Annotated in this window: 26 protein-coding genes and 1 pseudogene; 8 read left to right on the forward strand and 19 right to left on the reverse strand. The window is 60.1% G+C overall.

Translation table 11 applies throughout. From position 1 onward, the window contains the following. Nucleotides 1-260: 260 nt before the first annotated feature. On the forward strand, nucleotides 261-776 hold the full coding sequence (locus LJD17_RS04385) for a GNAT family N-acetyltransferase (protein WP_227382948.1): 516 nt from the start codon (nucleotides 261-263) through the stop codon (nucleotides 774-776). A gap of 79 nt (nucleotides 777-855) precedes the next feature. Here LJD17_RS04385 and LJD17_RS04390 read toward each other — a convergent pair whose 3' ends face one another. From LJD17_RS04390 to LJD17_RS04400, 3 genes and pseudogenes are all read right to left on the reverse strand, one after another. Continuing rightward, nucleotides 856-1,674, reverse strand: coding sequence for a c-type cytochrome (locus tag LJD17_RS04390; RefSeq protein WP_227382949.1), 819 nt, complete (start codon nucleotides 1,672-1,674; stop codon nucleotides 856-858). Next, a pseudogene (locus LJD17_RS04395) lies at nucleotides 1,671-2,087 on the reverse strand (cytochrome C oxidase subunit I); the annotation flags it as partial. The gene LJD17_RS04390 and the pseudogene LJD17_RS04395, both read right to left, overlap by 4 nt. A 444-nt stretch (nucleotides 2,088-2,531) precedes the next feature. Continuing rightward, entirely contained in the window at nucleotides 2,532-3,578 is a 1,047-nt protein-coding gene (locus LJD17_RS04400) for a MerR family transcriptional regulator (RefSeq protein ID WP_227382950.1), read from the reverse strand. Between the two features lie 200 nt (nucleotides 3,579-3,778). On the opposite strand from LJD17_RS04400, the gene LJD17_RS04405 reads away from it, so the two are divergent. From LJD17_RS04405 to LJD17_RS04415, 3 genes are read left to right on the forward strand one after another with little or no spacing between them, the layout of a single operon-like run. Next, on the forward strand, nucleotides 3,779-4,102 hold the full coding sequence (locus LJD17_RS04405) for an ArsR/SmtB family transcription factor (protein WP_227382951.1): 324 nt from the start codon (nucleotides 3,779-3,781) through the stop codon (nucleotides 4,100-4,102). Continuing rightward, nucleotides 4,099-4,530 (forward strand): SRPBCC family protein, encoded by a 432-nt coding sequence (locus LJD17_RS04410; RefSeq protein ID WP_227382952.1) that lies wholly within the window; start codon nucleotides 4,099-4,101, stop codon nucleotides 4,528-4,530. The genes LJD17_RS04405 and LJD17_RS04410 overlap by 4 nt, the downstream gene beginning before the upstream one ends. Nucleotides 4,531-4,584: 54 nt before the next feature. Then, the gene (locus LJD17_RS04415; protein ID WP_227382953.1) at nucleotides 4,585-4,812 is read left to right on the forward strand and encodes a hypothetical protein; all 228 of its coding nucleotides are present in this window, start codon (nucleotides 4,585-4,587) and stop codon (nucleotides 4,810-4,812) included. 62 nt (nucleotides 4,813-4,874) lie between these two features. On the opposite strand, the gene LJD17_RS04420 is transcribed toward LJD17_RS04415, so the two are convergent. The 3 genes from LJD17_RS04420 to LJD17_RS04430 form a co-directional block, all read right to left on the reverse strand. Then, entirely contained in the window at nucleotides 4,875-6,467 is a 1,593-nt protein-coding gene (locus tag LJD17_RS04420) for a putative bifunctional diguanylate cyclase/phosphodiesterase (protein WP_227382954.1), read from the reverse strand. 282 nt (nucleotides 6,468-6,749) lie between these two features. Continuing rightward, nucleotides 6,750-7,688: a hypothetical protein gene (locus tag LJD17_RS04425; protein ID WP_227382955.1), complete on the reverse strand. Its 939-nt coding sequence runs from the start codon at nucleotides 7,686-7,688 to the stop codon at nucleotides 6,750-6,752. A 257-nt stretch (nucleotides 7,689-7,945) separates the two neighbouring features. Continuing rightward, nucleotides 7,946-8,254: a putative quinol monooxygenase gene (locus LJD17_RS04430; RefSeq protein WP_227382956.1), complete on the reverse strand. Its 309-nt coding sequence runs from the start codon at nucleotides 8,252-8,254 to the stop codon at nucleotides 7,946-7,948. Between the two features lie 238 nt (nucleotides 8,255-8,492). Here LJD17_RS04430 and LJD17_RS04435 point away from each other — a divergent pair, with 238 nt between their 5' ends. Further along, complete coding sequence (locus LJD17_RS04435) at nucleotides 8,493-8,699, forward strand: NepR family anti-sigma factor (RefSeq protein WP_227382957.1); 207 nt, start codon at nucleotides 8,493-8,495, stop codon at nucleotides 8,697-8,699. Between the two features lie 38 nt (nucleotides 8,700-8,737). Here the strand turns inward: LJD17_RS04435 and LJD17_RS04440 are convergent, their stop codons facing one another. From LJD17_RS04440 to LJD17_RS04475, 8 genes are all read right to left on the reverse strand, one after another. Further along, nucleotides 8,738-9,430, reverse strand: a complete 693-nt coding sequence (locus tag LJD17_RS04440) for a sigma-70 family RNA polymerase sigma factor (protein WP_227383643.1) — start codon at nucleotides 9,428-9,430, stop codon at nucleotides 8,738-8,740. 361 nt (nucleotides 9,431-9,791) lie between these two features. Beyond that, the gene (locus LJD17_RS04445; protein WP_227382958.1) at nucleotides 9,792-10,178 is read right to left on the reverse strand and encodes a VOC family protein; all 387 of its coding nucleotides are present in this window, start codon (nucleotides 10,176-10,178) and stop codon (nucleotides 9,792-9,794) included. A gap of 76 nt (nucleotides 10,179-10,254) precedes the next feature. Beyond that, nucleotides 10,255-10,581: a hypothetical protein gene (locus tag LJD17_RS04450; RefSeq protein WP_227382959.1), complete on the reverse strand. Its 327-nt coding sequence runs from the start codon at nucleotides 10,579-10,581 to the stop codon at nucleotides 10,255-10,257. Between the two features lie 895 nt (nucleotides 10,582-11,476). Beyond that, entirely contained in the window at nucleotides 11,477-12,172 is a 696-nt protein-coding gene (locus tag LJD17_RS04455) for a formylglycine-generating enzyme family protein (RefSeq protein WP_227383644.1), read from the reverse strand. A gap of 154 nt (nucleotides 12,173-12,326) precedes the next feature. Then, on the reverse strand, nucleotides 12,327-13,013 hold the full coding sequence (locus tag LJD17_RS04460; RefSeq protein ID WP_227382960.1) for a hypothetical protein: 687 nt from the start codon (nucleotides 13,011-13,013) through the stop codon (nucleotides 12,327-12,329). Between the two features lie 130 nt (nucleotides 13,014-13,143). Beyond that, the gene (locus LJD17_RS04465) at nucleotides 13,144-13,422 is read right to left on the reverse strand and encodes a GNAT family N-acetyltransferase (RefSeq protein ID WP_227382961.1); all 279 of its coding nucleotides are present in this window, start codon (nucleotides 13,420-13,422) and stop codon (nucleotides 13,144-13,146) included. Nucleotides 13,423-13,580: 158 nt separating this feature from the next. Continuing rightward, complete coding sequence (locus LJD17_RS04470) at nucleotides 13,581-14,297, reverse strand: carbonic anhydrase (protein ID WP_227382962.1); 717 nt, start codon at nucleotides 14,295-14,297, stop codon at nucleotides 13,581-13,583. Nucleotides 14,298-14,424: 127 nt separating this feature from the next. Then, the gene (locus LJD17_RS04475; RefSeq protein WP_227382963.1) at nucleotides 14,425-15,060 is read right to left on the reverse strand and encodes a GNAT family N-acetyltransferase; all 636 of its coding nucleotides are present in this window, start codon (nucleotides 15,058-15,060) and stop codon (nucleotides 14,425-14,427) included. Between the two features lie 153 nt (nucleotides 15,061-15,213). Here LJD17_RS04475 and LJD17_RS04480 point away from each other — a divergent pair, with 153 nt between their 5' ends. After that, nucleotides 15,214-15,441, forward strand: coding sequence for a hypothetical protein (locus tag LJD17_RS04480; RefSeq protein WP_227382964.1), 228 nt, complete (start codon nucleotides 15,214-15,216; stop codon nucleotides 15,439-15,441). Nucleotides 15,442-15,471: 30 nt separating this feature from the next. Here LJD17_RS04480 and LJD17_RS04485 read toward each other — a convergent pair whose 3' ends face one another. Continuing rightward, nucleotides 15,472-16,107: a pentapeptide repeat-containing protein gene (locus LJD17_RS04485; RefSeq protein ID WP_227382965.1), complete on the reverse strand. Its 636-nt coding sequence runs from the start codon at nucleotides 16,105-16,107 to the stop codon at nucleotides 15,472-15,474. Between the two features lie 548 nt (nucleotides 16,108-16,655). Here LJD17_RS04485 and LJD17_RS04490 point away from each other — a divergent pair. Both LJD17_RS04490 and LJD17_RS04495 read left to right on the forward strand, forming a co-directional pair. Then, nucleotides 16,656-17,387, forward strand: coding sequence for an outer membrane protein (locus LJD17_RS04490; protein WP_227382966.1), 732 nt, complete (start codon nucleotides 16,656-16,658; stop codon nucleotides 17,385-17,387). Between the two features lie 245 nt (nucleotides 17,388-17,632). Next, entirely contained in the window at nucleotides 17,633-17,920 is a 288-nt protein-coding gene (locus tag LJD17_RS04495) for a hypothetical protein (RefSeq protein WP_227382967.1), read from the forward strand. Nucleotides 17,921-17,964: 44 nt separating this feature from the next. Here LJD17_RS04495 and LJD17_RS04500 read toward each other — a convergent pair whose 3' ends face one another. From LJD17_RS04500 to LJD17_RS04515, 4 genes are read right to left on the reverse strand one after another with little or no spacing between them, the layout of a single operon-like run. Beyond that, the gene (locus LJD17_RS04500) at nucleotides 17,965-18,759 is read right to left on the reverse strand and encodes an ABC transporter permease (protein WP_227382968.1); all 795 of its coding nucleotides are present in this window, start codon (nucleotides 18,757-18,759) and stop codon (nucleotides 17,965-17,967) included. A 9-nt stretch (nucleotides 18,760-18,768) separates the two neighbouring features. Then, nucleotides 18,769-19,650: an ABC transporter permease gene (locus tag LJD17_RS04505; RefSeq protein WP_227382969.1), complete on the reverse strand. Its 882-nt coding sequence runs from the start codon at nucleotides 19,648-19,650 to the stop codon at nucleotides 18,769-18,771. Beyond that, nucleotides 19,647-20,765 (reverse strand): ABC transporter ATP-binding protein, encoded by a 1,119-nt coding sequence (locus LJD17_RS04510; RefSeq protein ID WP_227382970.1) that lies wholly within the window; start codon nucleotides 20,763-20,765, stop codon nucleotides 19,647-19,649. The genes LJD17_RS04505 and LJD17_RS04510 overlap by 4 nt, the downstream gene beginning before the upstream one ends. A 40-nt stretch (nucleotides 20,766-20,805) precedes the next feature. Next, nucleotides 20,806-21,846 carry an ABC transporter substrate-binding protein gene (locus LJD17_RS04515; RefSeq protein ID WP_227382971.1) on the reverse strand — a complete coding sequence of 347 codons (1,041 nt, stop codon included), beginning with the start codon at nucleotides 21,844-21,846 and terminating at the stop codon, nucleotides 20,806-20,808. Nucleotides 21,847-21,866: the final 20 nt, after the last annotated feature.

The raw sequence follows: 21,866 nt of genomic DNA on the forward strand, positions 1-21,866 counted from the left end.
GGTTGTAAACTGTCGAGCATTTACGGTTGCTATGCCATTGATGTGAACGGCGCCTGATGCGGTTCCTGTGTCGTCAGCGGCGTTGACGCTTCCGTAATGCCAGTCAAGATCGATGCCCTCAGCATTCCCCCCTTCGTCAAGAGGGCCGATAAGCCCGCAGAATTCGAAAGTTGCCGAAAAATCTTCTGACTATCAGACAGCGCATAAGTTGTGCCGAGAGTGCCGGGCCGTTATTCCTATTCCGACAGGGATGAAATCCGATGATCCGAGTAGCGACGGCCGCCGATGCAGGAAACCTTGCGGCCTTATCCGTCCAGGTTTGGCTCCACACTTATGCAAAGCAGGGGCTCCGGAGCGCACTTTCCGACTATGTCTTGGAAGAGTTCACAGCTCAAAAGCTGGCGGCAAGCATCGACGACAAGAACCAGGTCTTCTTTGTTTATGAAGAGAATGCGCACCTTGTCGGCTATCTGAGGCTGCTTCTGAACTCGCCCTCTCCTACTGACCCGGAAGCCCGTGTCGAGATTGCCAGGCTTTATGTTCAGGAGCACTTTCTCAGACGCGGCATCGGCAGAGCGCTCCTCCAACACATGTACGCGTACTGCGCGAGGTTTGAGATTCCCGGAGTCTGGCTTGCCGTCAATCACGAGAACACGCGGGCGATACGCTTTTACGAGCAGCATCGCTTTGAGCGGACGGGCTCGGCGTTTTTCCATCTGGACAATGAACGGCATGAGAATTTCATTCTCTACAAGCCGGTCCCCTCGCCCGCCTGAGAGCAGGAAAACGCGACAAGCGAACGATGCCGCACGACGCTTGCCATCCCGACAAGAACGCCGATCGAAGCAACGTGCCTTATGGGGTGCTTACCCGCTTCGTCTGCGAGGGTTGCGCCGAATAGTACTGGGCGACCTCGTCGATTTCCTCGGGGGTCATCTGGCGCGCGATATTGCGCATCTGCTGGCTGATGTCGTTACGCCGCGCTCCTGACGTGAAAGCTTCGAGCTGCGCTTTGATGTAGGCTGCCGATTGGCCCTCCAGCCACGGACTGCCGGCCTTGTTGTCGAGAGCTCCATGGCACGACCCGCACGAGGCGACATTGCGCAGCGGTGCTCCGTTCACGACGATCCGTGGCGCCGGCTTATCCTGTTCGGGATGGTAGGCCGGAAGACGCGGCAGGTAAGCGTAGTACGCTGAAAGGTCCACCATGTCCTGCTCGCTCAGCGGAACGGCGAACGGCGTCATGATCGCATTGACGCGAGCGCCCGTCTTGAAGTCCTTGAGCTGCTTGTAGATCGCGGGGGCGTATTGGCCCGCAAGGTTGGGAGAATCCGCCCGGCTGACTCCGACCGGGCCGTGCCAGATCGCGCATTGCTGCGCGAGGGTCGCGCCCCGTCCGATGGATTCCTGGCTCGGATTGCTCAGCATCGTCGCGGTTACGACCACCGTGGAGAGCTTGAAGTCCGGCTGCACCGGGGCGGCGCTCGACCGCGTCAGTGGAACGCCCGCCGCGCTGCAGATCGCGTCCCAGATCCCCTCGAAAGTCACGTCACGCTGGGCGAAGGGCAGCTCGATGAGCCCGAGGATGGCGGTGAAAACGAACAGGCCCGCAGCGAGGCCCACGGCGCCAACGAACCAGCGGTTCTTCAACGAAAAGACGGAGTCCGTACTCATCGTTGCGCTCCCACGTAGACGGCCGGCACCGATGTTTTCGGCCGGACCAGAAGCTGCATGATCGGGAAACCGTAATTCGTAACCGTCAGGCCGACCATCAGTGCGACCCAAAGGGCATAGCCGTTGAGGGCAGCCGGAAGCGCCACAGGCGGATGGATGGCTGCGGCGAAGCGGTATTCGCCCGCGTCCACCTCAGGCGCCCGATGGCCCTGGAGCAGCACCACGAAGAACAGAACGCCGGAAGCCACCAGGATGAAACCGCCGAAGGCCGACATCGTCACCGACATCGCATCCGCCGCGAGCGCCGGGCTGCTGTAGTCGAAGAACGCCATGCGGCGCGGCGTGCCGAGAATGCCGACCCAGTGCCACGGGAACGTGGTCACGATCATGCCGATGAACCAGAGCCCCAGCTGGTTTGCCTGCAAGGCATGGGAAGTACAGATCGTTCGTCCCCTGCCCCTGCGCGCCGTGACAGGGAGCGCAGCCGAGCACCCGAGCTGCCGGGGTATCGGGGGCGTGATCTGTCGTCTGTGCGAGGGCTGTCTCGGAAAGTGCTGAGCTGAGGATGAGCCATCCGAGTGCGGAGAAGAGGGACAAACGGAGAAGGAGGGAGCAGCGGGATGGCAACGTGACGATCTGCTGTAATCTTCCAGCGCAGACCTACGTGATCGTAGGGTTCACCGACCCACTGACAACCCCTGATGCAACCGTCGCGACTGCAAATCGATCAAAGTCGTGCGCAGGCTCCACCTCCGGCTTGGTTCGGACAAGCCCTGCCCGGCTGTCGTCGACCGTTGTTCGAAACGAGGAAAAAACTCGCTCGAATGTTCGTCACGAAGCCGCCGTGAAAGATGGTTTCACGAAACATGGGTTCCTGCATGGGGGCGCCACGCGATGACGCCTTCGGTTCGCGCCCTGACCTCGGGCGAGGCCAAGCACGTCGCGACGGCCTCGTAGCCCGGAGCACCCGGATAGGGAGGGACGCGAACAGGCGGACTATGGTTCGCGGGACAGAGGATGATCGCCTCGTTGTCACCCACGGCAGTCAAATCGAGAATCGCGCAGGAGCGCGTGAGAATGAAGAGCCGCTTTCCACTGCTGCCACGGCGGCGCAGATGAGCGATCAGAGCTTCCTGCGTCCCCTGGTCCAGCCCCTGCTCGATCATGTCGATGACGAGGACAGACGGCTCCTCGGTTTCCAGCCACGTGATCAACGACGTCAGTGCGTCCGACTCCGTAGCGCCATCCTCGACGAGCCATGCCATGGTCCGATCGACTCGGATCTTGAGAGCCGCGTCACCCTGCAATCGCTCCTGAGCCGCGACACCTCCCTCGATTTGTCGTTCAAGCCCGAGGAAGGCGGCATCGGGCAACGCTCGCGCCAAGCATTGCGCCAGCCGGGTCTTTCCACTGCCAAGGGGGCCGATGATGTAGTTCAGCGGCCGAATATCGCGCAACTCGAACCTCTCGCCTCCCCAAGGCCAAGGGAGATCGAAAGCGACCTGAACCTCGGAGGCTGGCGCGATCAGTCGGGTGAGTTCCCCGACCGTTGGCTTCTGGCCCCGCGCGAGACCGTCGCTCAGGCTCCGCAGTGTCTCGATGCGACCGGCAAGCTGACGCATCTGCCCTTCGAGCATCGCCCGATGAGTTCCGAGAGCCGATTCCAGGCACCTGGGATCTCCCTTCAAAACCCGCGCCACCTGCATGAGGCTGAAGCCGAGCGCCCGCAGCGCAACGATCTCGCTGGCCCGTTGCATTTCGTCCGGCCCATAGGCCCGCCATCCGGCCGCAGTGCGAAGGGGCGTGATGAGGCCGCGCTGCTCGTAGAGCCGCAGGGCCTTCGCGGAAACACCGAGCCGCTGGGCGGCTTCAGCTGGGCTCAGGAAGAGAGCGGAAGTGCTCATGAATCACCTTGTCATCGACGGACCGCGTTCCGTCATCGGGGCTTCCCCAGGGGCCGGGTCAAGGGAAATGTGACTGCCCTTCCGACACCACTTGGCCGGCGGTTGGGTGCGGGAACATGGTAGCGCTTCATGGGGTGCTTGACTCATACATAACTCGACGGTTATTGGTCCAATCAATAACCATCGAGTTATCAATCAAGATGCCACAAACCCATAACGTCCTTTTCAGAGCGCTTGCCGATCCGACGCGGCGAGCGCTTTTCGAGCGGCTGTGTCGCGACGGAGACCAGACCGTGGCCGCCCTGACGGCGCAAGCCAAGGTCTCGCAACCGGCCGTCTCGAAGCACCTCGGGGTCCTGAAGCAGGCCGGGTTGGTGCGCCACCGCCATGAAGGTCGTCAGACGCATTACAGTGCACAGCCTGGAGCCCTGGCTCCGCTGATCGACTGGACAAGCCAAATGGCCGGCTTCTGGGAAAGCCGGTTCGACGACCTCGAAGATCTGCTGAAAAGGATGGACCAATGAACGAAACGTCGACCGAAATACGCTCCGTCGTTGTTCAGCGGGAGATCCCCCATCCACCGGAAAAGATCTGGCGCGCGCTCACCCAACCGCACCTGATCGCGGAATGGCTGATGAAGAACGACTTCAAGCCCGCTGTAGGCCACCGCTTCAATCTGCGGGGAGACTGGGGCGGCGTTTTGGATTGCGAAGTCCTGGCCATCGAGCCGCACCACACCTTGTCCTACACCTGGAATTTCACGCACGACGATGCGGCGTTCGACCTGAAGAGCGTCGTGACCTTTACGCTTACCCCGACGGGCACAGGGACGCTCCTGCGCATGACGCAGGTGGGCTTCCGGCCGGATCAGAAGCAGGCCTACGGGGGCGCAAGGGCGGGATGGCAGGGGTTCTTCGCGAACCTGGAGCAGGTCCTGGCGCGCATCGATTGAAAGCTACGGAGCGGATCGGGCGATCCGCTCGGCTTATCTTCAGAGGACGTTATCATGAACTGGAACAACTGGGTCCGACAGGCACACCGCTGGCTGTCGATCGCCTTTACGGTGACCGTCGTCGCCAATTTCGTCGCCATGGGGCTAGGAGAACCACCCGCGCTGGTCGTCTATTCGCCACTGCTCCCGCTTTTTCTGCTGCTGTTCACAGGCCTTTACATGTTCGCCTTGCCGTACGTGGCCAAGGGGCGCAGCCGGCAGCGCCCTGTCGGACAGGAGTGAGACGGGGCCAATGACGCACTGACCCGGCGCTGTGACGTCGGGCGGTGCCGAAACCGCTTCGCTCAAACGACCGAGGGCACCACGAACTGATGCAGCTGTGCCTTCTGGTAAGCCCGGTGCGCCGCGAAATAGGCTCCGGCCTGATCCGCCGGCAAAGCGGGACTGAAGAAATACCCTTGTCCGTAATCGCACCCGAGCATCTGAAGGCTCTTGAGCTGCGCGGCGTTCTCCACGCCTTCGGCTATGGTTCTGATGCCGAGGCCCCGGGCCAAGCTCAGGGTGGCGCGGACGATAGCCCGGTCGTGCGCGTCGGTCATGAGGTGCACGATGAAGGAGCGATCGATCTTGATTTGATCGACCGCATAGCTCTTGAGGTGCGTCAGGGAGGCAAAGCCGGTCCCGAAATCGTCGAGGGATATGGACGCACCGAGCTTACGGAGATCGGACAGGGTCCGACCGATCTTCGACGTCATATCGTCCAGAAGCACCGACTCGGTGATCTCGATGGTGAGCTGGGACAGCGGGACCTTGTTCGCCGCGAAGAAACTGGCGACCTTCTCGGCATAATCCCCCCGCCGGAGCTCCGGCGCGGCCGCGTTGACGGAGACCTTGCAGGTTGGAATGCCGATACTGCGCCAGTGGCGCAGGTCCTGGCTGACGGACCGGAGCATATGCTCGCCCAGCAAGACAACCGCATCAGGGTCGTCGAGGGCAATCTTGAAGTCGGCCGGGTGGAGAATCCGGCCATCCGCGTGCACCCACCGCGCCAAAGCCTCGAAGCCGTAGGAGCGGCGATCCGAAAGGCGCATTTGAGGCTGATAGAAGGGCTTGATCTCGCCATTCTCGATGGCTTTCCGGAACCCGGCGAGCTTTCCCAACCGGTCCAGGGTCGCATCCCGCATGTGGGGCTCGAAGATCTGCGCCTGCCCTCTGGTTTCGATTTTTGCGCGATCGAGCGCCATGTCGGCACTCTGGATCAGCTCGTCGACCTCGCTCCCGTGATCGGGAAAGAGGGCGATGCCCGCGCTCGCTCCGGACTTCAATCCGGGCATATATCGGCGCATGGCGCCTGTCGCGGCCTCGAGAAGACCGCGCACGGCGGACATCACGTCGCTTTCGTCGGACGGGCTGCTCAGCAGCAGCGCAAATTCATCGCCTCCGAACCGGCCGATGCGGTCCCCATCGGCGAGCAGGGCGTTCAGGTTTCGGGCAATGTCGGCGAGCACTTCGTCGCCCGCCTTGTACCCATGGGCATTGTTAAGATCCTTGAACCGGTCGAGCCCCATCAGGATGAGCGCCAAGCGGTGCCCGGCGGCGCGCGCCTGTCCGACCAACTCGGCGCACTGATCCTGGAAGTGACGGCGGTCGTAGAGGCCTGTCAGGATATCCGGCCTCGCCGAGCCCGGCGTCTGCTGATCGGCCGTGCCGGCAATTCTGTTAGCATCAGGTGTCTGGCCCTTGTAGTGCTTCACCGAGCGTCCCGACTTTGCCGCCGATTTGGAACGGTTACGTATCCCAGGCTGACGGACATCCATCCCGGGTTCCGGTTGTGTGCCTGAGGGATCCGCGGGGGCACTCAAGAGCTGAAGCGTATCCTGGCCGGATGAATTGTAGAGAGCCAGGATATTGTCCCGCGGGATCAGCGTGCGAGTCATAAGGCAGCCTTCCGCCGTAAACACAAAGCCCTACTTGGCCGTCAGGACTTGTGGCGACGAAGTTCAGACGTCCAGAAGTGATGATTTTCCAAGATCGGAATTTTATCATCTCATCCGGGTTCAATAGATCCTTGCGGTTCAACCTTAAAATTAATTGAATCAACAAAGTTAACTTCACCCGTCCGGATGCTGGGCGACCGCTTCAGCGCCGTCCGCATTCCGTATGAATAGCCTAGCCCTAGTTATCTTTCTCTTACGAGTCCGGCAGTCGCAGTGCCTGAACTAGTTTCGCACGAACCGCCACGTCAGAACGCCGCTGACGGGCGCGACCGTGGAGCCGGAATTGTGTGAAATGCTTCCCAGTTTGGCGACCTGCAAGGTTCCGGAGGCCTGATTGCCTGAACCGAGCGGCTGATTCAGGATCTCGATCTTGCTGCCGCCTTCGAGGAACGGCACGGATTTCTCCGTGGTGAAAGCCTGTCCCTGCAGTTTGACGGGAACCGAGAAATCGAACTTTCCGAGCCTCAAACTCAAGAGACTTGCCTTGGTGTCGACGCTTACCTCCGCTTGGCAAACTCGCTCGATGACAGCCTCCGAGTCCGCCGGAAACGTGATCTGGCCGACGCGCTTGAAGCGGTAAGGGGCCGCGGGAGACGGAGGCGCGATATTGACTCCGTCGCCCTCGTCCTCGACGACGGCGGTACCCTTCGCGCAGGCGCCACGCCGGTCCACGATCCAGTTTTCATAGCGGGAATTGTCGAACGCCATTTTGCCCATGGCCTTTGGGTTCGCCATCATTCGCGCCGCAAAGGCCGCACCGATCCGCTGCTGACAAGCCTCATCGCCATCACAACTCTTCATGGCCTTGCCCATGGCCTCGAAGCCGGATGGGTATCCGGAGCTGCTTGTATCCTGGCCCCCGACAGGAATTATAGGGGCGAGACTGGGACCCGGTATGACGAGCGCAAGCTCCACATCGAGCTTCCGACTCGCGCTCAGACGGGACCACTCAACCTTGTTCGGAAGGTCCCTCCGGCCCGATCCCTTGAATTCGAGGGTCAGATACAATCGCCCCGTCGGCGCTCCCGCGAATGGATCCCGCGCTTCCTCGGCCATCGCCTGATTGGTGCTGCCGGAGACGGCGAGACACACCGTGAAGAGACCGGCCCAGGCCGGCAAGGTCCAGCGTGGCGGGTGCAACCGACCGCGATCTCGAAACATAGCTCATTTCCGCTAAAGAACACACAAGATGACGTAACGGTATACAGCACAGCTTCCGATGCGTCGATACTACATTTCAGGATGGTCGAAGCTGCTGAGCCACGCCGACCTCAGGCCGGTCGAGCAGCAAAAGGATCATCTTGGCCGGTCCCCCTCACCCGTGGGAACAGCTCGCATGACGCCTGGATGCCGGAGCGGTGACGATGGCGATGTCGGCCAGGGCCGAGGCAAGCTGGCACATTCCCGGTTCCCGGGACCTAGCCGGGCCGATGAGGTTTATGGGCCAGGATTTCCAGGCGCTGGAGCTCCGGAGGGTCGACAAAAAGGTCAGGTGCCTGCTGGACCAACCCAACCGCGACCTTTCCCGCCAGATGAGCGTCCCGAGCCGCTTCGTCCGGAAAAGCATCGAAGATTGCGAAGGTATTGTGGTCGAACCGGACCGCATACCAGGTCGTGGTGCCAGGCTCCTCCTCAGCGAAGGGGAGCAAGGAGCGCAGGAACGCAGCCGCCTCCTCCTCTTTCCCGGGCTTGGCCTCCAAGGCTACATAAAGGGCAAGCTTTGTCATGCCGATGTCTTTCCCCTGGCTCCAAGCGTGGCAGCTGAATAGATGAGGCATCGAAAGCGGATTTCCAGACGATGTCCATGATCCAACGATCCGAGTTCGGGCGGGGATGGAGGCAGACGTCGCCGTGCTCTCGAAAAAACTTTCATGGACAATTCAAGCCACGCTGAAACCCATCGAAATCGGATTCGTTGGGTCAGTAACATAAGTTAAGCAAACCCCGGATCACCGAAGCGTTGCCATGAGACATGATGAAAGAGAGTTACAGGGACTGAAGCTCCCCAACACCTTAAAGCTCACCGATCACCACACAGCCCTCGTGATCGGTCACTTGCTGCGGAAGCTCTATACGGATGTTCTGCATGAAGAGCACCCTCAACGCCTTCGCGGCTTGCTTGAACAACTTGACGCCAGGGAGCGTACCAACATGCAGGCAAGCCGGCGCTGACCGCGCCGGCTTGTAACATCATTCATTTCCCAGGAAGCCTAGAGGGCATCTTCCGCATCGATGCCCATGATTTCAGCGAGCCGCGCACGCGCACGGTTGACCCGGCTTTTCACTGTGCCGACGGCCACACCCATTCTCATGGCTGCCTCTTCGTAGCTGATCCCCTCGGCTGCGACCATGAGCAGCGCTTCACGATGCTCCGATGAAAGCTTGCCGAGTGCTTCGTGCAGGTCTTGAAGATCGAGCCGGCTCATCTGCTCCGGCATGACGATCTGCTTGGCCGCATAGCTGCCGTCGCTGTCTTCGACCTCCTTCGAGACCTTGCGGTAATGCGAATAGAAGGCGTTCCGCAAGATCGTGAAGAGCCAAGCGCTCAGGTTGGTCCCAGGCTCGAACTTGTCGCGTTTGTCCCAAGCGCGAAGGATCGTCTCCTGAATCAGATCTTCCGCACGGTCGCTGTTACGCGTGATCGATATGGCAAAGCTTCTCAGGTTCGGCACAGCATCCAGCAGTTCGCGCATGAAGGCAGGATCCGGCGCGTCGGTTTGGGCTTTGATCGCCCGTTCCAGGCGCTTTACGAGTTTTGCCAGATCGCCGGGAAGATTTTCCGGAATGACATCAAGATAAAGCTGTCTGAGCTGCTCACCGAGATGCGTTCGGACAGCCTGATTGAGAGTATCTTCGGACAGTGGAAAATTAGAAGGTCGGCCGTCTGACTTGCTGCTTTGCATTGGCACCTACATTATCCCCTTGTACTTCGGGCCATGTGCAGCCGAAAACTAACGTATGTTAAAATAGTTCCGCTTGGCAGACAGCCTTTATGGAGAATCTTTTGTCTCGTCTGGAAGTCGTCCCCGGGCGCGCGAGGAAAAATTCTCCTAAAGAGTGTCGCGGTCAGCCATGGATCGTGTACATGGCGATCAGGATCACCAACGCCGACAGGGCGGTGCCGGAGAGCAGCGCCCATAACGCGCCGCGGGCATGTTTGTCAGAGAGAGTCATTGTCCGACAACGCGAACCGTTATCGGACGGATTCACCTTGGCCTTAATTTAATTCGAGAAACGAAGGCTAAAGTGAAGCGGCCACCGGCTTTACTCCTGAAGATGATTTGAGACTTCCACGAGGTTGTCGTCCGGATCATAGAAATAAACGGACAAAAGGGGGCCGGTCGCTCCGGTCCGGCGCACCGGACCGTCGATGATCGCAATGCCGCAAGCCCGCAAGTGAGCCATGACGGTTTCCATGGGAAGATCGGTCAGAAGACAGAAATCGGCGGCACCGGGCGTAGGATGACGGTTGAAGGGATCGACGCTGAGACCGACCTGCTGAAGGTTGATTTTCTGCGAGCCGAAGTGAAGAGCCCAGCGGCCAGGGTGCATCTCGTGCGCGGTCATGCCGAGCACACGCGAGTAGAACGCGCAGGTTGTATCGATATTCTTCACGACCAGGACGAAATGATCGATTCCCTTGACCTGCAAGAACTGCCTCCTCCGAGTCGAGACCATGAAGGAGGCAGATATAAGCTTAAACGGACATAAGGGATGCTAAACCGCATCAAGGTGCGTGGATTTCCACTGTTGGTTTTCCGGCATCCTTCAAGGCGCGGTTGCGACGGTAGCGTCTTACCAACGCGTAACCACCGGCCAGAAGAATGAAGGGCAAACCGGCACCGGCGATTGGACCGGGTGCGCCCCGGTTGGAGCCGCCGCCTGGAGACCCGCCCGGAGACCCTCCTGGGGACCCGCCAGGGGATCCGCTGTGACCGTTATGGTAACCCCACCAGGCCCGCCATTTTCCCATGGCCTGGGCAGGTGGAGCGGCCGTGGCTGCAACGGTGAAGATGGCCGTTGCTGCAATAAGGGCTTTTGGCAAGGCGCGCATGAAGTTCTCCCGTGCACGTAACATTCCCCCACATGTTAACGCGCTCCTTCACGTTTCGAACGGCGCCTTATCCCGAATGTAAGTTCCTTAATCCTTCTGAGCTACAGATAAGACAACTGACAAAATACTCGCGCCAAAGACATTGGCGAGCTCTAAGCAATCGTGAAGATGTGATCAGTCATCTCTTTTTGTTCTTCTTGCCTTAGCCAGAGCTGTATATGGAACTTAACATATGTTCGTTTTTCGTTCGGCTTTTCGCGCAGCCGCCAAAAGCGGAATGTTAACATAAGTGAAAATCGCCCAGGAGACGTCGGTTCAGGGGAAGGAACGCGCAAGGCGCGAAAAATCAACCTTGTGCCATTGTCCCAAATGCGGAGAATGGCCGAAGCAGGACGTATACTCTACAATAAGCTCAAGCAACCCTGGCCTTCCGCAAAAGAAAAAGCGCCTATAAAGGCGCCTTAAGTCAGTTTATTTTACCGAAGGAAATTCATTGATCTCAGTATTTTTTAATCGCCCCCTTTGAAGACACTCAGATTTATGCAGTTGCGCTACCTAAATCTGCCTCAAAGGCCATATTTCGATTTCCACCATGTCCCCTGAGATCGGATCGAAGACAAGCATCAGGGAATCCTTTCCTCAAGGAAGGGGATGTTCTTTGGGTGACGGTAAAAAGTAACGAGACTCAAGAAAAAGTCAGTAGAACGACTGACCACTTCCCATGCAGAACGAGGCGGTACATCCGCGCCTCGCCTGCATTTTGGGAAGATCTCTGACCGAACACTCGATCAGCAAGCCGATGTTCGCCTCGACATGGTTAACAAATGGTTAACGTCCCGATAATTCCCTTACGGAAGCCACCTATGAGCCTGTCCTTTGGCAGGCCATTCAGCTCTCAGGGCTCCTGAACTGGGTGGATCGATCTGGCCACCCGAAAACCGAGATCGTCGATCGTAAAGGTCGGATGGCTGCGGCGGCGGTTCGTTGCAAGGCAACCCCGTTCCGGATCTGCCCATCCTCCCCCACGAAACACGCGATATGAGCCGTAAACCTCCGGGTCATATTGATCGGCGCACCACTCCCAGACATTGCCCAGCATGTCATAAAGGCCCCAGGCGTTCGGTTGCTTCTGGCCGACACCGTGCGTGCGTCCGCCCGAGTTCTCGCGATACCACGCGATCTGGTCGAGTTCAGCATATCGTGGACCGCTGATTCCAGCGCGGCAGGCATATTCCCATTCGGCTTCCGTGGGCAAACGATAGCCGTTGCTTTGAGGATCCAGCGTGGCGCCTGTTCCGTCGGCATGCACCGCATAACTCGTCTGAAGTCCCCGGGCCTGGGACAACGCATTGCAGAACCGAATGGCGTCGATCCAGGATACGCTTTCGACAGGGCAATTCGCGTCGGTAAGGGTCGAAGGCCATTGTCCCGTCACCGCCGCATATTGCGCCTGCGTCACGGGATAACAACCGATCGCAAATTCGCGGATCTCGACGGACCATCGGCGGCCGATCCTGTCATCCCGCAACTCGATGATCCCCGCCGGTATCTGCACCATCTGCACATCCGTCGGTTCGGGCCCGTGTTCCATTGTCAAAAAACGCTCTGCTTTGATGCGCGGACGAGTATCGCCGTACGCGAATTCTGACAATGCCGGTCATGGGGCGGAAGCGACAAGAACGACCGCCGATGGTTCAGACAACTTGCGTCGCCCGAAGCGCAGGGGATCGCTCTCATCGATGCCCCTACGGCTCCTCGGCCTTTTGCCGAGCCAGGCGATAAAGCTGCTGGTCGAACGTCAACAGGACATCCGGATTGGGAAAGCTGACATAGTAATGGCTCTCCTGAAATCCACCGATGGCTTCGGCGGTCCCAATGATCACCGACTGACTGTCCGCCATCCGGGAATAGACGAACTCGTCATCCCAGCTTTCGCTCGAGCCGTCATCCACGATGCGCCCATCGGCGCCATAGAGCATCGACCGCGTGGCTCTGTACGAAAGTCCGTCGACCTGCTCCGCCCGGCGAACGATGATCGTCCCCTCAGTGACGGCTTCTTCGAAACAGGCGAGTTGCCGGCGGTCGACTTCGGCTCCCGTTGCTTCCGCTTCCTTGACCAGTCCCTGTCGGACGACGCCGATGACGCGGGCCTGAAACTCCTCGTCGAAGAGTTCCGGAATCGCCAGCTCCTCCGTCGGCTCCTCGTCGATCCCTTTCTCGTCCAACGCCTCAGTGGCGGTCGCGTCCAAAACCGCGGCCTGGAGCTTTGCCGCAATATCTCGCACCAGGACGGCCTGCGGATCCGGCTCATCCTTCGATTCAGGGGATTCGGGAGAAGCGCTGGACTTATGCCGGGACAGCAGCGTCTCGAAGTTTTCGAGAACATCCTTGCCGGCGACGCCGCGCCGGATTTTGGGGTGTTCGGAAGACATGCCTCCCTCCTGATGCATCCCGGCGCAGTCACTCATTGACGGCACGGCGGAAACGATCTCCAAGCATCATGACTTGGGAGCACGGTATGAAAATGCCTGAAATCCTTAAATTTGGAAAGAGCCCGAGGATCTACCCGCCGACGAGGTCGTGAAACTCCCTATGCCGCCGGAGCCAGACGCTCGCATAGCTGCACAGGGGCATGAGCGTTCGCCCCTCCGTCCGGGCAATGTCCACGATGCCGCGCATGAGAGCATCGGCGGCGCCCGTTCCTCTTAAGGCAGGCGGCGCCTCGACGTAGCGAATGACGAGGGTCGCGTCTCGGCGATCGTAATTGGCGAATACAACCTGTCCGTCGATCTCCAATTCGAACCTGCTTCTTGCAACATTATCGCGAATGTCACCGTTCATCTTTCACCGTCCAGATTACTGACGATGGAAACGCGCCTTCCATAGTCTACGTTCCGCTGCCGCCTTGGACCATAAGCCCGGCTTCTCATGAGAAACGGCATCGACCAGGAAGGTCGATGCCGCATGAGATGACGCCTTTAAGATTGCTGACGGGCCGGTCAGACCATGTTCACCTTGCCCGTGGCGATGTCGTAAACGCCACCGACAACCTTCAACTTCCCTTCCTTCACGAACCCGCTCAGGATCGGCGTCGACGTCATGAGCCTCTTCACATTGAGGCGAACGTTCTCGGCTGTGGCTTCGGCGAGAAGATCCGCCGGGTTCTTCTTTTTGGCGGCCTCGACGGCGGGCTTGATCGAATTGATCAATCCCGGAAGATGTCCCGGCAGTTTGACGTTGTCCTTCAGGACCTTGATTGTCGCATCCACGGCCCCGCAGCCCGTATGCCCCAGCACCATCAGGGCGGGGATGCCGAGGAACTTCACGCCGTATTCGATACTCGCCAAGCCGTCGTCGTTGACGAAGTTGCCGGCGAGACGAACGACGAAAAGCTCACCCGGCCCCTGATCGAATGCGAGTTCCGGAGCAACGCGCGAGTCGGCGCAGCTGATGATGCCTGCAATCGGGAACTGTGCCGCAGCGCGGGCGGCGCGGTTCGCCGAAAAATCCTTGTTGGTGGACGTGTTGGATGCATACCGCGCATTCCCGTCCATGATCCGCTTCAAAGCCTCGTCCGGGCTGATCGCGTTGGGGGCGGCTCCCGCGGTCTGAGCTTCGGCCCGGAGCGGCAGCTGACTCGCGGCAAGCGCGGCGCCCCCCATGGCAAGAAAATGGCGGCGCGAGAGACGCGATCCCGTTTGGCATTCGATGCACATAATCATTCCCCTGAAAGCAGACTTCAGCAGGAATTTTTGCATTAGCCCAAAAGAATTGTCCAGTTCCTTTAAGTAATCACCCGGCTAATATACCTATTGTGGCATTAACACAGTTGCATTTACCGAATTATACATCGGACGCGCCGGCCAAACCCGAAGTCGTTTTCGCCTGCGTTTGCTGTCGATGAAACAGAAGGGTCGGCGTGTCCTTGTATGTGGCGTTCATCCACAGCGTATAGCCGCACTTCTCGGCGACGCGGAGCGACGGCCCGTTTTCAGGAGAGATAAGGCAGACAGTCGTGATGGGTCCGAAGTGGGCATCACCCCATCGGAGCGCGGCTTGAACGGCCTCGGTCGCATAGCCTTGCCCTTGAGCCGCGGGAGACAGGACCCAGCCAATTTCCGGCATCCCATCGAGAGGAGGATCGATCGCCCGCTTGAAGTCGGCAAAGCCCGTTTCTCCGACGAAGGCTCCCGTTGCCCGGTCCTCGATTGCCCAATACCCATAGCCGAGCGCCGCCCAGTGCCCGATGTAGCGCAGCAAGCGGGACCAGATCTCCTCCCTGGTCGAGGGACGAGCGCCGATAAACCGGGTCACTCCGGGATCCGTCCACAGAGCGAAAGAAGCCTCGAAATCTTCAACGCGGTGAGCCCGCAGGCGCAGGCGCTCCGTTTCGAGGGTCGGCACGGGACGGAAGATGTCGCTGGAGGATGGGTGCAGGTTCATCGACGGGTCCATCATGAGAATCGGCGAACGGGTCATGCAGGATAGTCGAATTCCATCCCGCTGCCCCTCCCCGTCCGTTGCGGAGTACCCATCTAGAGGACTCAGAGTGCCCCTCACGCTGGGCTATCGTGAAGTCTCTCTGCGGCGGTCGTCCGAGACGGTGCCCCGTATCAGCATGGAGATGGCATTATGGCTTCGGATCTGCACCTGCCTCACGCCCTGCCTTTGGGCCAGACCGAATTCGCAGCGGGCAGTCTTTTCAGGCTTCTCAAGGATGCGGTTGGCGACGCCGATCTGGCCAGCGACATCACGGCTGCCATTGAGCGGATGATCGACGCCAAGATTGCATCGCGTCCCGCTCCCGACGCAAACCGTCGGCCGGATTGGACGGACTTGTTCGGTCAGACGCGGGACTAGCCGCAACCGGCCAGGGATATTCTCGCGCTTCTACTCTTCCGCATCGCTGCCGGTACAGGGCCATCCTGCGGGCTGCGTCAGTCCGGCAGGCAATCTGGTCTGCGGGGTGCCGCACGCAACATCGATTTGTGCCTGGGCCAAACCTACGACACCGGAAAGATCCGCCGCTCCGAGGCGGGTCAGAAACAGGTACGAGCCCGTCAGGTTGACGCCTTTGAGATCCGCTGTGCTGAGATCGGCCCGCGACAGATTCGAATAGCTGATATTGGCGCCGGAGAGTTTCGCATTTCGAAACGACACGCGCGCCAATTCGGCCTTCGACAAATCGGCGCCTGAAAGGTCCGCGCTATTGAAATCGGATCGGTTGAGTTCCGATTTCGAAAGATTGGCTCCCGTTAGCCGAGCCCGGGCGAAGCTCGATCGGCTCATGTCGGCGAGCGTCAGATCAGCTCCCTGAAGATTTGCGGCGATAAAACTCGTCCGCCACCCCATCGTCTTGCTGAAGCTCGCCTTCGTCAGGTTGGCGCCGTCGAATCGCGTGCGGCTGACCTCGGCCCCGATGAAACTTGCTCCCGACAAGCCGGAATTGGCGAAGTCGCTCGCCCCAAGAGAGGCGCCATTGAAGACGGCCCCTCTCATTTCATCCCCGCTCAGCACGACGCGCACTTTCGAGCATCCAGTCCAATTCACGCCCGGACCGGGCGAATCCTGGCATCCCGCGCTCGCGGATCCGGAGAAGCATGTAAAAAACAGTACTGTACTCAGGAAGCAGGAGCTCGTCGCGTTCCACAGCAATTGCTTTGTCGCTGCGTGGCTCATCTTCTCGATGTGTTTCTTATGGGAACGCATCACATTCACCGCCCGGTTGGTTCAACTGGCTGATATCAGCCGAATTCTGAGGCGGCGTCGAGACGAACCAACGAAATCAATAACCGCAAGAATAGAAAAAGCCCTGCCGCAAAAGCAGCAGGGCTAAGTTCTCTCCTCAAGGCAAGTTCCCAGTGTCGCTGGAAAGTCGCTAATGTATTGGTACACAAGGTACGCACTCCGTCAACTTGCTACTCCTTAATAATATTAACAATTCCAATTCGTAACTAAGTTACATACAACATTATCATTTTAGTTTTTGTTAGTGGTGTTGCTAAACAGCAATACCCAAACCGATGAACTCTGAGTAATGTGCGGCCTCTCAACTCAAGCAAGAGGAAGCTCTCATGCGTTCGTCTCTCCTCAGCCTGCTCGCCGGTACGGCAGCTCTGGCTATCGCTGCCTCGGCCGCTCAGGCCGCGGATCTTCCCTCCCGCGCTGCACCGGTTCCGGTGATCGCTGCGGTTCCGGTCTTCACCTGGACCGGCTTCTACGTCGGTGTGAACGCCGGCTACGGCTGGAACACCAACGACAACAACCGCTACTATGACCCCTTCCTGGGTTACTACGGCGGCGGCGGCAGCGACGGCGGCTTCGTCGGCGGTGGCCAGGTTGGCTACAACTACCAGACCGGCATGTTCGTGCTCGGCGTTGAAGCCGACCTCCAGTACGCCGACATCGGCGGTGGCAACCAGAACTACTACCTCGGTGGCTACTACCGTGATTCGAACAACGGCAACTGGTTCGGCACGGTTCGTGCTCGCGCTGGTGTGGCCTTCGACCGCGCCCTCATCTACGTGACCGGCGGTTTTGCCTACGGCGACGTCGCCAACGGCTCCAGCTCTGCTTACTACCCGGGTCTGGCCTACTACTATGGCTCGGACAACGGCACGAGCACCGGCTGGGTCCTCGGCGGTGGTGTCGAGTACGCTTTCACGAACAACCTGACCGCGAAGATCGAAGGTCTGTACGTGAACCTCGACACGAAGAACAACTACTACGGCTACTACGGCGACAAGAACAACGCCGAGTTCGGCGTGATCCGCGCCGGCCTGAACTACAAGTTCTCGTCGTACTAAGATCGTTCGCTTCGGCGACCGACAAGAGGCCCGGTGGAAACACCGGGCCTTTTTCTTGTCTTGAGAATGTCTTGAGACATGGACGGACCCGCGTTTCGGTTTACCGGGCAGGCATGCTCCACCCGGCCACGGCCGGTGGCGTCATGCACCTCGATCGTTTCAAGGTGACGCCCTCTCCATGACCGGAGACTCGACATTCCTGCTCAATGGATTACCTAACTCAGCGTCAACAGCGGAACAGCACCATGCGTATCCTGGCGTCCATTCCCGCCATTCTCCTGCTCTCCGGCACCCTTGCCGCCTGCAATACGGGCGCTCCTCAGGGCGTTCTGCCCCGCACGCCCGTTCCGCCGCCGCCTTCCGTGAGCGGCGCTCCGCAAAAGTCGACCCCGGCCTCCCGGCAGGCGGCCACGGCCGCGCAACGTCGGGCCATCGATGTGCCTGATAGGCTGGATTCACCTGCCCGAACGACGACACCCGCCGTCGAGCCGGTCATGACCGGACGAGGCGTCGGAGCCGGTTTCCGATTCTGATGTCGGGCGGAAAAGGGAGAGCCGGCGGCAATCGCCGGCTCCTCTCATTTTACGAAGGTCTTTGAGAGCCCCACGGTTCGATCGACGACCATGACGACGGCGAGCGTCAGCAGAATCAGCAGGACGGAAACGCTTGCCACGAGCGGGTCGGCGCGACTTTCCACGTGATGGAACAGCTCGACCGGCAAGGTCGTCAGGCGCGGCCCGGTCAAAAACAGCGTGATCACCACCTCGTCGAAGGATACGAGGAAGCACAATGCGGTGGCCGCCACGATCCCTGGCGCCATCATCGGAAGGGTCACGCGCCGAAACACGGTGAGCGGTCGCCCTCCCAAGGTCGAGGCGGCTTCCTCGCAAGCGAGCGGAAGGTTGCCGAGAGTGGTGGCGAGCACCCGCAGGGCATAGGGCAACGTGATGACAAGATGCCCGATGACGAGGCCCCAGAACGACCCCAGAAACCCGGCCGAGGCGAAAACGATCAGAATCGCCAGGCCGAGGACGATCGTCGGCAAGAGGAGCGGCGCGGTGAACAGGTTGTAGAGAAAACCTGAACCCATGGTCCTCATGCGAACGATCACGTAGGCCGCCGGGATCGCCGCCGCGAGGGACAGGACGGTCACGATCGCGCCGAGCAGCAGGCTCGTCCAGAATGCCGAGATAATCGCGGAGTTTCCAGCAAGCGCCGTGTACCACCGTAGCGACCAGCTCTGCGGCGGGAAGGATAGAATCTGCTCGCCGCTGAAGGAAATCGGGACGACGAGAATCACCGGAGCGAGCAGAAAGAGAAACAGAAGAAACACCAGGATCTTCATGGGCAGCGAAGTTGGATTGGTTTCCACGTTGCTCTCCTAATCGATGGCCCGGAGAATTCGGGCGTAAACGGCAAGCGCCGCCCCGAAGATCACGAGAACCAGAATCGACAATGTCGCGGACAGCGGCCAGTTCAGGGTGACGATCGCCTGATCGTAGATCTCCGTTGCCAGGAGAAAGACCCGTCCGCCGCCCAGTAGCTTCGGCGTGATGAAGGATGAGACCGCGAGAACGAAACAGAGAAGGCAGCCGAGAGCGATTCCCGGGAGCGTGAGCGGAAGAACGACCCGCCAGAACACCCTGACCGGCCGAGCGCCCAAGGTCATCGCCGCCTCCTCGACTCGCGGATCGAGACGCCCGAACCCGGCAAGCAGGGAGAGAATCATATAGGGCATCAGGATTTCGACGAGGCCGATGACAACCCCTGTCGTGTTGAACATCAGCCGTGGCGGAGCGAAACCGAACGACGTGATGGCCTGGACGATCGGACCCTGGTCGGCCAGAAGGGCAATCCACCCATAAGTGCGCACGACCGCCGAGGTGAGCAGCGGAGAAATCACGAGCACCGTCAGGAACGTGCGCCACCGCCCTGAGCTTCGGTGAAGATAAAGCGCGATCGGATACGAGAGGATGAGCGTGAGGACAGTGATCGTCAGGCTCACCACCACGGAATTGATGATCAGCTCCAGGTAGAATGCGTCGCCTGCGAGACCGAACCAGTTGGCCAGAGTGAAGGTCTCCCTGATGCCGCCTCCGGACAAGGCCTCGTTGAAGGACATCCGCAGCAGATTGAGGACCGGCAGGATAAATCCGACCACGTTCACCAGAGCGATCGGCAAAAGCAGGAGCGTCGCGGCTCCAAGCCGCCCAAGGGCCGGCCTGGGAATCGCAGCGATCGGCTCGGAGACGGCGACGCTCATGCGGTCCTCCCGAACACCATCGTGTCCTCGACCCGCCACATGAGCGAGACCGGGGCTCCGACGGCCCGAAACACGCGTCCGTGATCGGACGCGGCCTCGACAACCAGTTCCGTGCCGCTCACATCCACATGATATTGCAGCAGATCGCCGACAAAGGTGACACGGCTCAGGCGGCCATCGAGGCGATTCGTCCCCTCGCCCCCAGAGGCGGAAGCGCCATCCGAATCGGTCAACCGGACACGATGCGGCCGCATCATGATCTCGACGGGTCCCTGGGCTCGGCTCGGGATTCGCAGCACGGCGCCGCCGGCAATCGCGGTTCCGTCGCCCTTGCCCATTGCCTCGAGGCGATTCGTGCGGCCGACGAAGGACGCGACGAACGGCGTCGCCGGATGCTCATAGACGTCGACCGGCGTGCCGACCTGTTCGAGCTTCCCGCCCTTCATCACCACAACCTTGTCGCACATGCTCAGAGCTTCGACCTGATCATGGGTGACGAAGACGGCGGTGATGCCGAGGTTCTGCTGGATGTCTCGGATTTCGTTGCGCATTTCATCGCGCAACTTCGCATCGAGATTGGACAACGGCTCGTCGAGAAGCAGGATCGAAGGGCGAATGACCAGAGCGCGGGCCAGGGCAACGCGCTGTTGCTGGCCGCCGGACAACTCACGGGGCCGTCGTTCCGCGAGCGGTTCGAGCCGCACCATCGCAAGCGCCTCCCTGACCCGCTGCTCGATCTCGGGCTTCGACACTCCACGCATTTCGAGCCCGAAGGCCACGTTCCGAGCAACCGTCATGTGCGGGAACAGGGCATAGCTCTGGAAAACCAGCCCCATGTCACGCCGGTACACAGGCATCTGGGTGATGTCGCTCCTGCCCACCACGATGCGTCCGCCGCTTGGCGTAATCAGCCCCGCGATCATGCGCAGGGTCGTTGTCTTGCCGCAGCCCGAAGGCCCGAGGAGCGCCACGAGTTCACCCTTCGGCACGTCGAGGTTCAGGGCCGCCACGGCTTCCGTATCGCCGTAGCGCTTCGTGAGGCCGTCGAGGCGCAGATGCGCATCGCGGCTGGTCAGGGCGGTCGGGGTTCCAGACAGGATTGTCTGATGCATCATGGCGCGCTCCATCAACGTTCTCGGGCTGCGGCGGACAGGATCAGCGGCTGAGCGGAATGACGCGACGGCGCCACTGCTCCGTGATCTTGTCACGGACTGACGCGACCGCGATCCAGTCGATATCGATCATCTTGTCCATGGATCCCGCGGCGGTTCGCGCCAGCGCGGCCTGGGAGATCTTTGCCTTGGAATTGGTGGGCGCGTAGAACATTTCCTCCGTGAATGCCGCCTGCGTTTCGGGCTTGAGGGCATAGTCGATAAAGGTCTTGGCCGCCTTGCTGTTGGGCGCGCTCTTCACCAGGTTGATGGTGTTGATCTGGAAGCCGCTGCCTTCCTGAGGCAGGACGACGCCGAGCTTGCCACCGGAAGAATCGGCATAAACCTGCGCGCGCGCATTCCACCCGATGCCGAGGGCGGCCTGGCCATTGGCGATGGGCGCGTAGACGTCGGGTTTCGGATCCCAGGTCTGGACGTTGGGCGCGAGCTCTCCGAGTTTGCCGATGCCGGCATCGACGCTCTTCTTGTAATCGTCGCCGCCCGCCATCTTATTGGCGATGATCGTCAGGGTCGTGCCTTGAATGTCCGGCACCGCGGGAATGGCGACCTTGCCGGCATATTGCTTGTCCCACAACACGTTCCATGATGTCGGCGCGGTCTTGACCTGATCCTTGTTGTAGAGAAGGACCAGGTTATCGAAGGTCACGGCAACGCCGTTGACGCCTTGCGCCTTCGCGGCCGGATAGAGGTCCGCGACGTTGGGCGAGACACTCTCGTCGACCTTGTCGAACAGGCCCTCGTCGGTGCCGGCTTTCGCGACGGACACATCCATGATCACCACATCGATCTGCGGTGCCGACTTCTGGGCCCGCAGGGTCCCGAGCATCTGCGCCGAGTTCGGCATGCCGTAGAACTCGACCTTGATGTCCGGATGAGCCTTCATGAAAGGTTCGACGACCGCCTTCACGTAGTGATCCTGGAAGATGCCGCTATAGGCCGCCAGGGTCACCGTTTCCGCCCAGGCCGGGCTGGAAACCGTGAAGGCGATGGCCGAGACACCGAGTAAGGTACGCATTTTTGTCATGGTTCATTATCCCTCTGTTG

Origin of the sequence: Microvirga rosea (assembly GCF_020595095.1) — a bacterium.
Taxonomy (GTDB): domain Bacteria; phylum Pseudomonadota; class Alphaproteobacteria; order Rhizobiales; family Beijerinckiaceae; genus Microvirga; species Microvirga rosea.

What these genes read in the sequence shown, in the direction of transcription:
- LJD17_RS04385 (WP_227382948.1), top strand. Translation starts at nt 261, where the DNA reads ATGATCCGAGTAGCGACGGCCGCCGATGCAGGAAACCTTGCGGCCTTA.
- LJD17_RS04390 (WP_227382949.1), bottom strand. Translation starts at nt 1,674, where the DNA reads ATGAGTACGGACTCCGTCTTTTCGTTGAAGAACCGCTGGTTCGTTGGC.
- LJD17_RS04400 (WP_227382950.1), bottom strand. Translation starts at nt 3,578, where the DNA reads ATGAGCACTTCCGCTCTCTTCCTGAGCCCAGCTGAAGCCGCCCAGCGG.
- LJD17_RS04405 (WP_227382951.1), top strand. Translation starts at nt 3,779, where the DNA reads ATGCCACAAACCCATAACGTCCTTTTCAGAGCGCTTGCCGATCCGACG.
- LJD17_RS04410 (WP_227382952.1), top strand. Translation starts at nt 4,099, where the DNA reads ATGAACGAAACGTCGACCGAAATACGCTCCGTCGTTGTTCAGCGGGAG.
- LJD17_RS04415 (WP_227382953.1), top strand. Translation starts at nt 4,585, where the DNA reads ATGAACTGGAACAACTGGGTCCGACAGGCACACCGCTGGCTGTCGATC.
- LJD17_RS04420 (WP_227382954.1), bottom strand. Translation starts at nt 6,467, where the DNA reads ATGACTCGCACGCTGATCCCGCGGGACAATATCCTGGCTCTCTACAAT.
- LJD17_RS04425 (WP_227382955.1), bottom strand. Translation starts at nt 7,688, where the DNA reads ATGTTTCGAGATCGCGGTCGGTTGCACCCGCCACGCTGGACCTTGCCG.
- LJD17_RS04430 (WP_227382956.1), bottom strand. Translation starts at nt 8,254, where the DNA reads ATGACAAAGCTTGCCCTTTATGTAGCCTTGGAGGCCAAGCCCGGGAAA.
- LJD17_RS04435 (WP_227382957.1), top strand. Translation starts at nt 8,493, where the DNA reads ATGAGACATGATGAAAGAGAGTTACAGGGACTGAAGCTCCCCAACACC.
- LJD17_RS04440 (WP_227383643.1), bottom strand. Translation starts at nt 9,430, where the DNA reads ATGCAAAGCAGCAAGTCAGACGGCCGACCTTCTAATTTTCCACTGTCC.
- LJD17_RS04450 (WP_227382959.1), bottom strand. Translation starts at nt 10,581, where the DNA reads ATGCGCGCCTTGCCAAAAGCCCTTATTGCAGCAACGGCCATCTTCACC.
- LJD17_RS04455 (WP_227383644.1), bottom strand. Translation starts at nt 12,172, where the DNA reads ATGGAACACGGGCCCGAACCGACGGATGTGCAGATGGTGCAGATACCG.
- LJD17_RS04460 (WP_227382960.1), bottom strand. Translation starts at nt 13,013, where the DNA reads ATGTCTTCCGAACACCCCAAAATCCGGCGCGGCGTCGCCGGCAAGGAT.
- LJD17_RS04465 (WP_227382961.1), bottom strand. Translation starts at nt 13,422, where the DNA reads ATGAACGGTGACATTCGCGATAATGTTGCAAGAAGCAGGTTCGAATTG.
- LJD17_RS04470 (WP_227382962.1), bottom strand. Translation starts at nt 14,297, where the DNA reads ATGTGCATCGAATGCCAAACGGGATCGCGTCTCTCGCGCCGCCATTTT.
- LJD17_RS04475 (WP_227382963.1), bottom strand. Translation starts at nt 15,060, where the DNA reads ATGACCCGTTCGCCGATTCTCATGATGGACCCGTCGATGAACCTGCAC.
- LJD17_RS04480 (WP_227382964.1), top strand. Translation starts at nt 15,214, where the DNA reads ATGGCTTCGGATCTGCACCTGCCTCACGCCCTGCCTTTGGGCCAGACC.
- LJD17_RS04490 (WP_227382966.1), top strand. Translation starts at nt 16,656, where the DNA reads ATGCGTTCGTCTCTCCTCAGCCTGCTCGCCGGTACGGCAGCTCTGGCT.
- LJD17_RS04495 (WP_227382967.1), top strand. Translation starts at nt 17,633, where the DNA reads ATGCGTATCCTGGCGTCCATTCCCGCCATTCTCCTGCTCTCCGGCACC.
- LJD17_RS04505 (WP_227382969.1), bottom strand. Translation starts at nt 19,650, where the DNA reads ATGAGCGTCGCCGTCTCCGAGCCGATCGCTGCGATTCCCAGGCCGGCC.
- LJD17_RS04510 (WP_227382970.1), bottom strand. Translation starts at nt 20,765, where the DNA reads ATGATGCATCAGACAATCCTGTCTGGAACCCCGACCGCCCTGACCAGC.
- LJD17_RS04515 (WP_227382971.1), bottom strand. Translation starts at nt 21,846, where the DNA reads ATGACAAAAATGCGTACCTTACTCGGTGTCTCGGCCATCGCCTTCACG.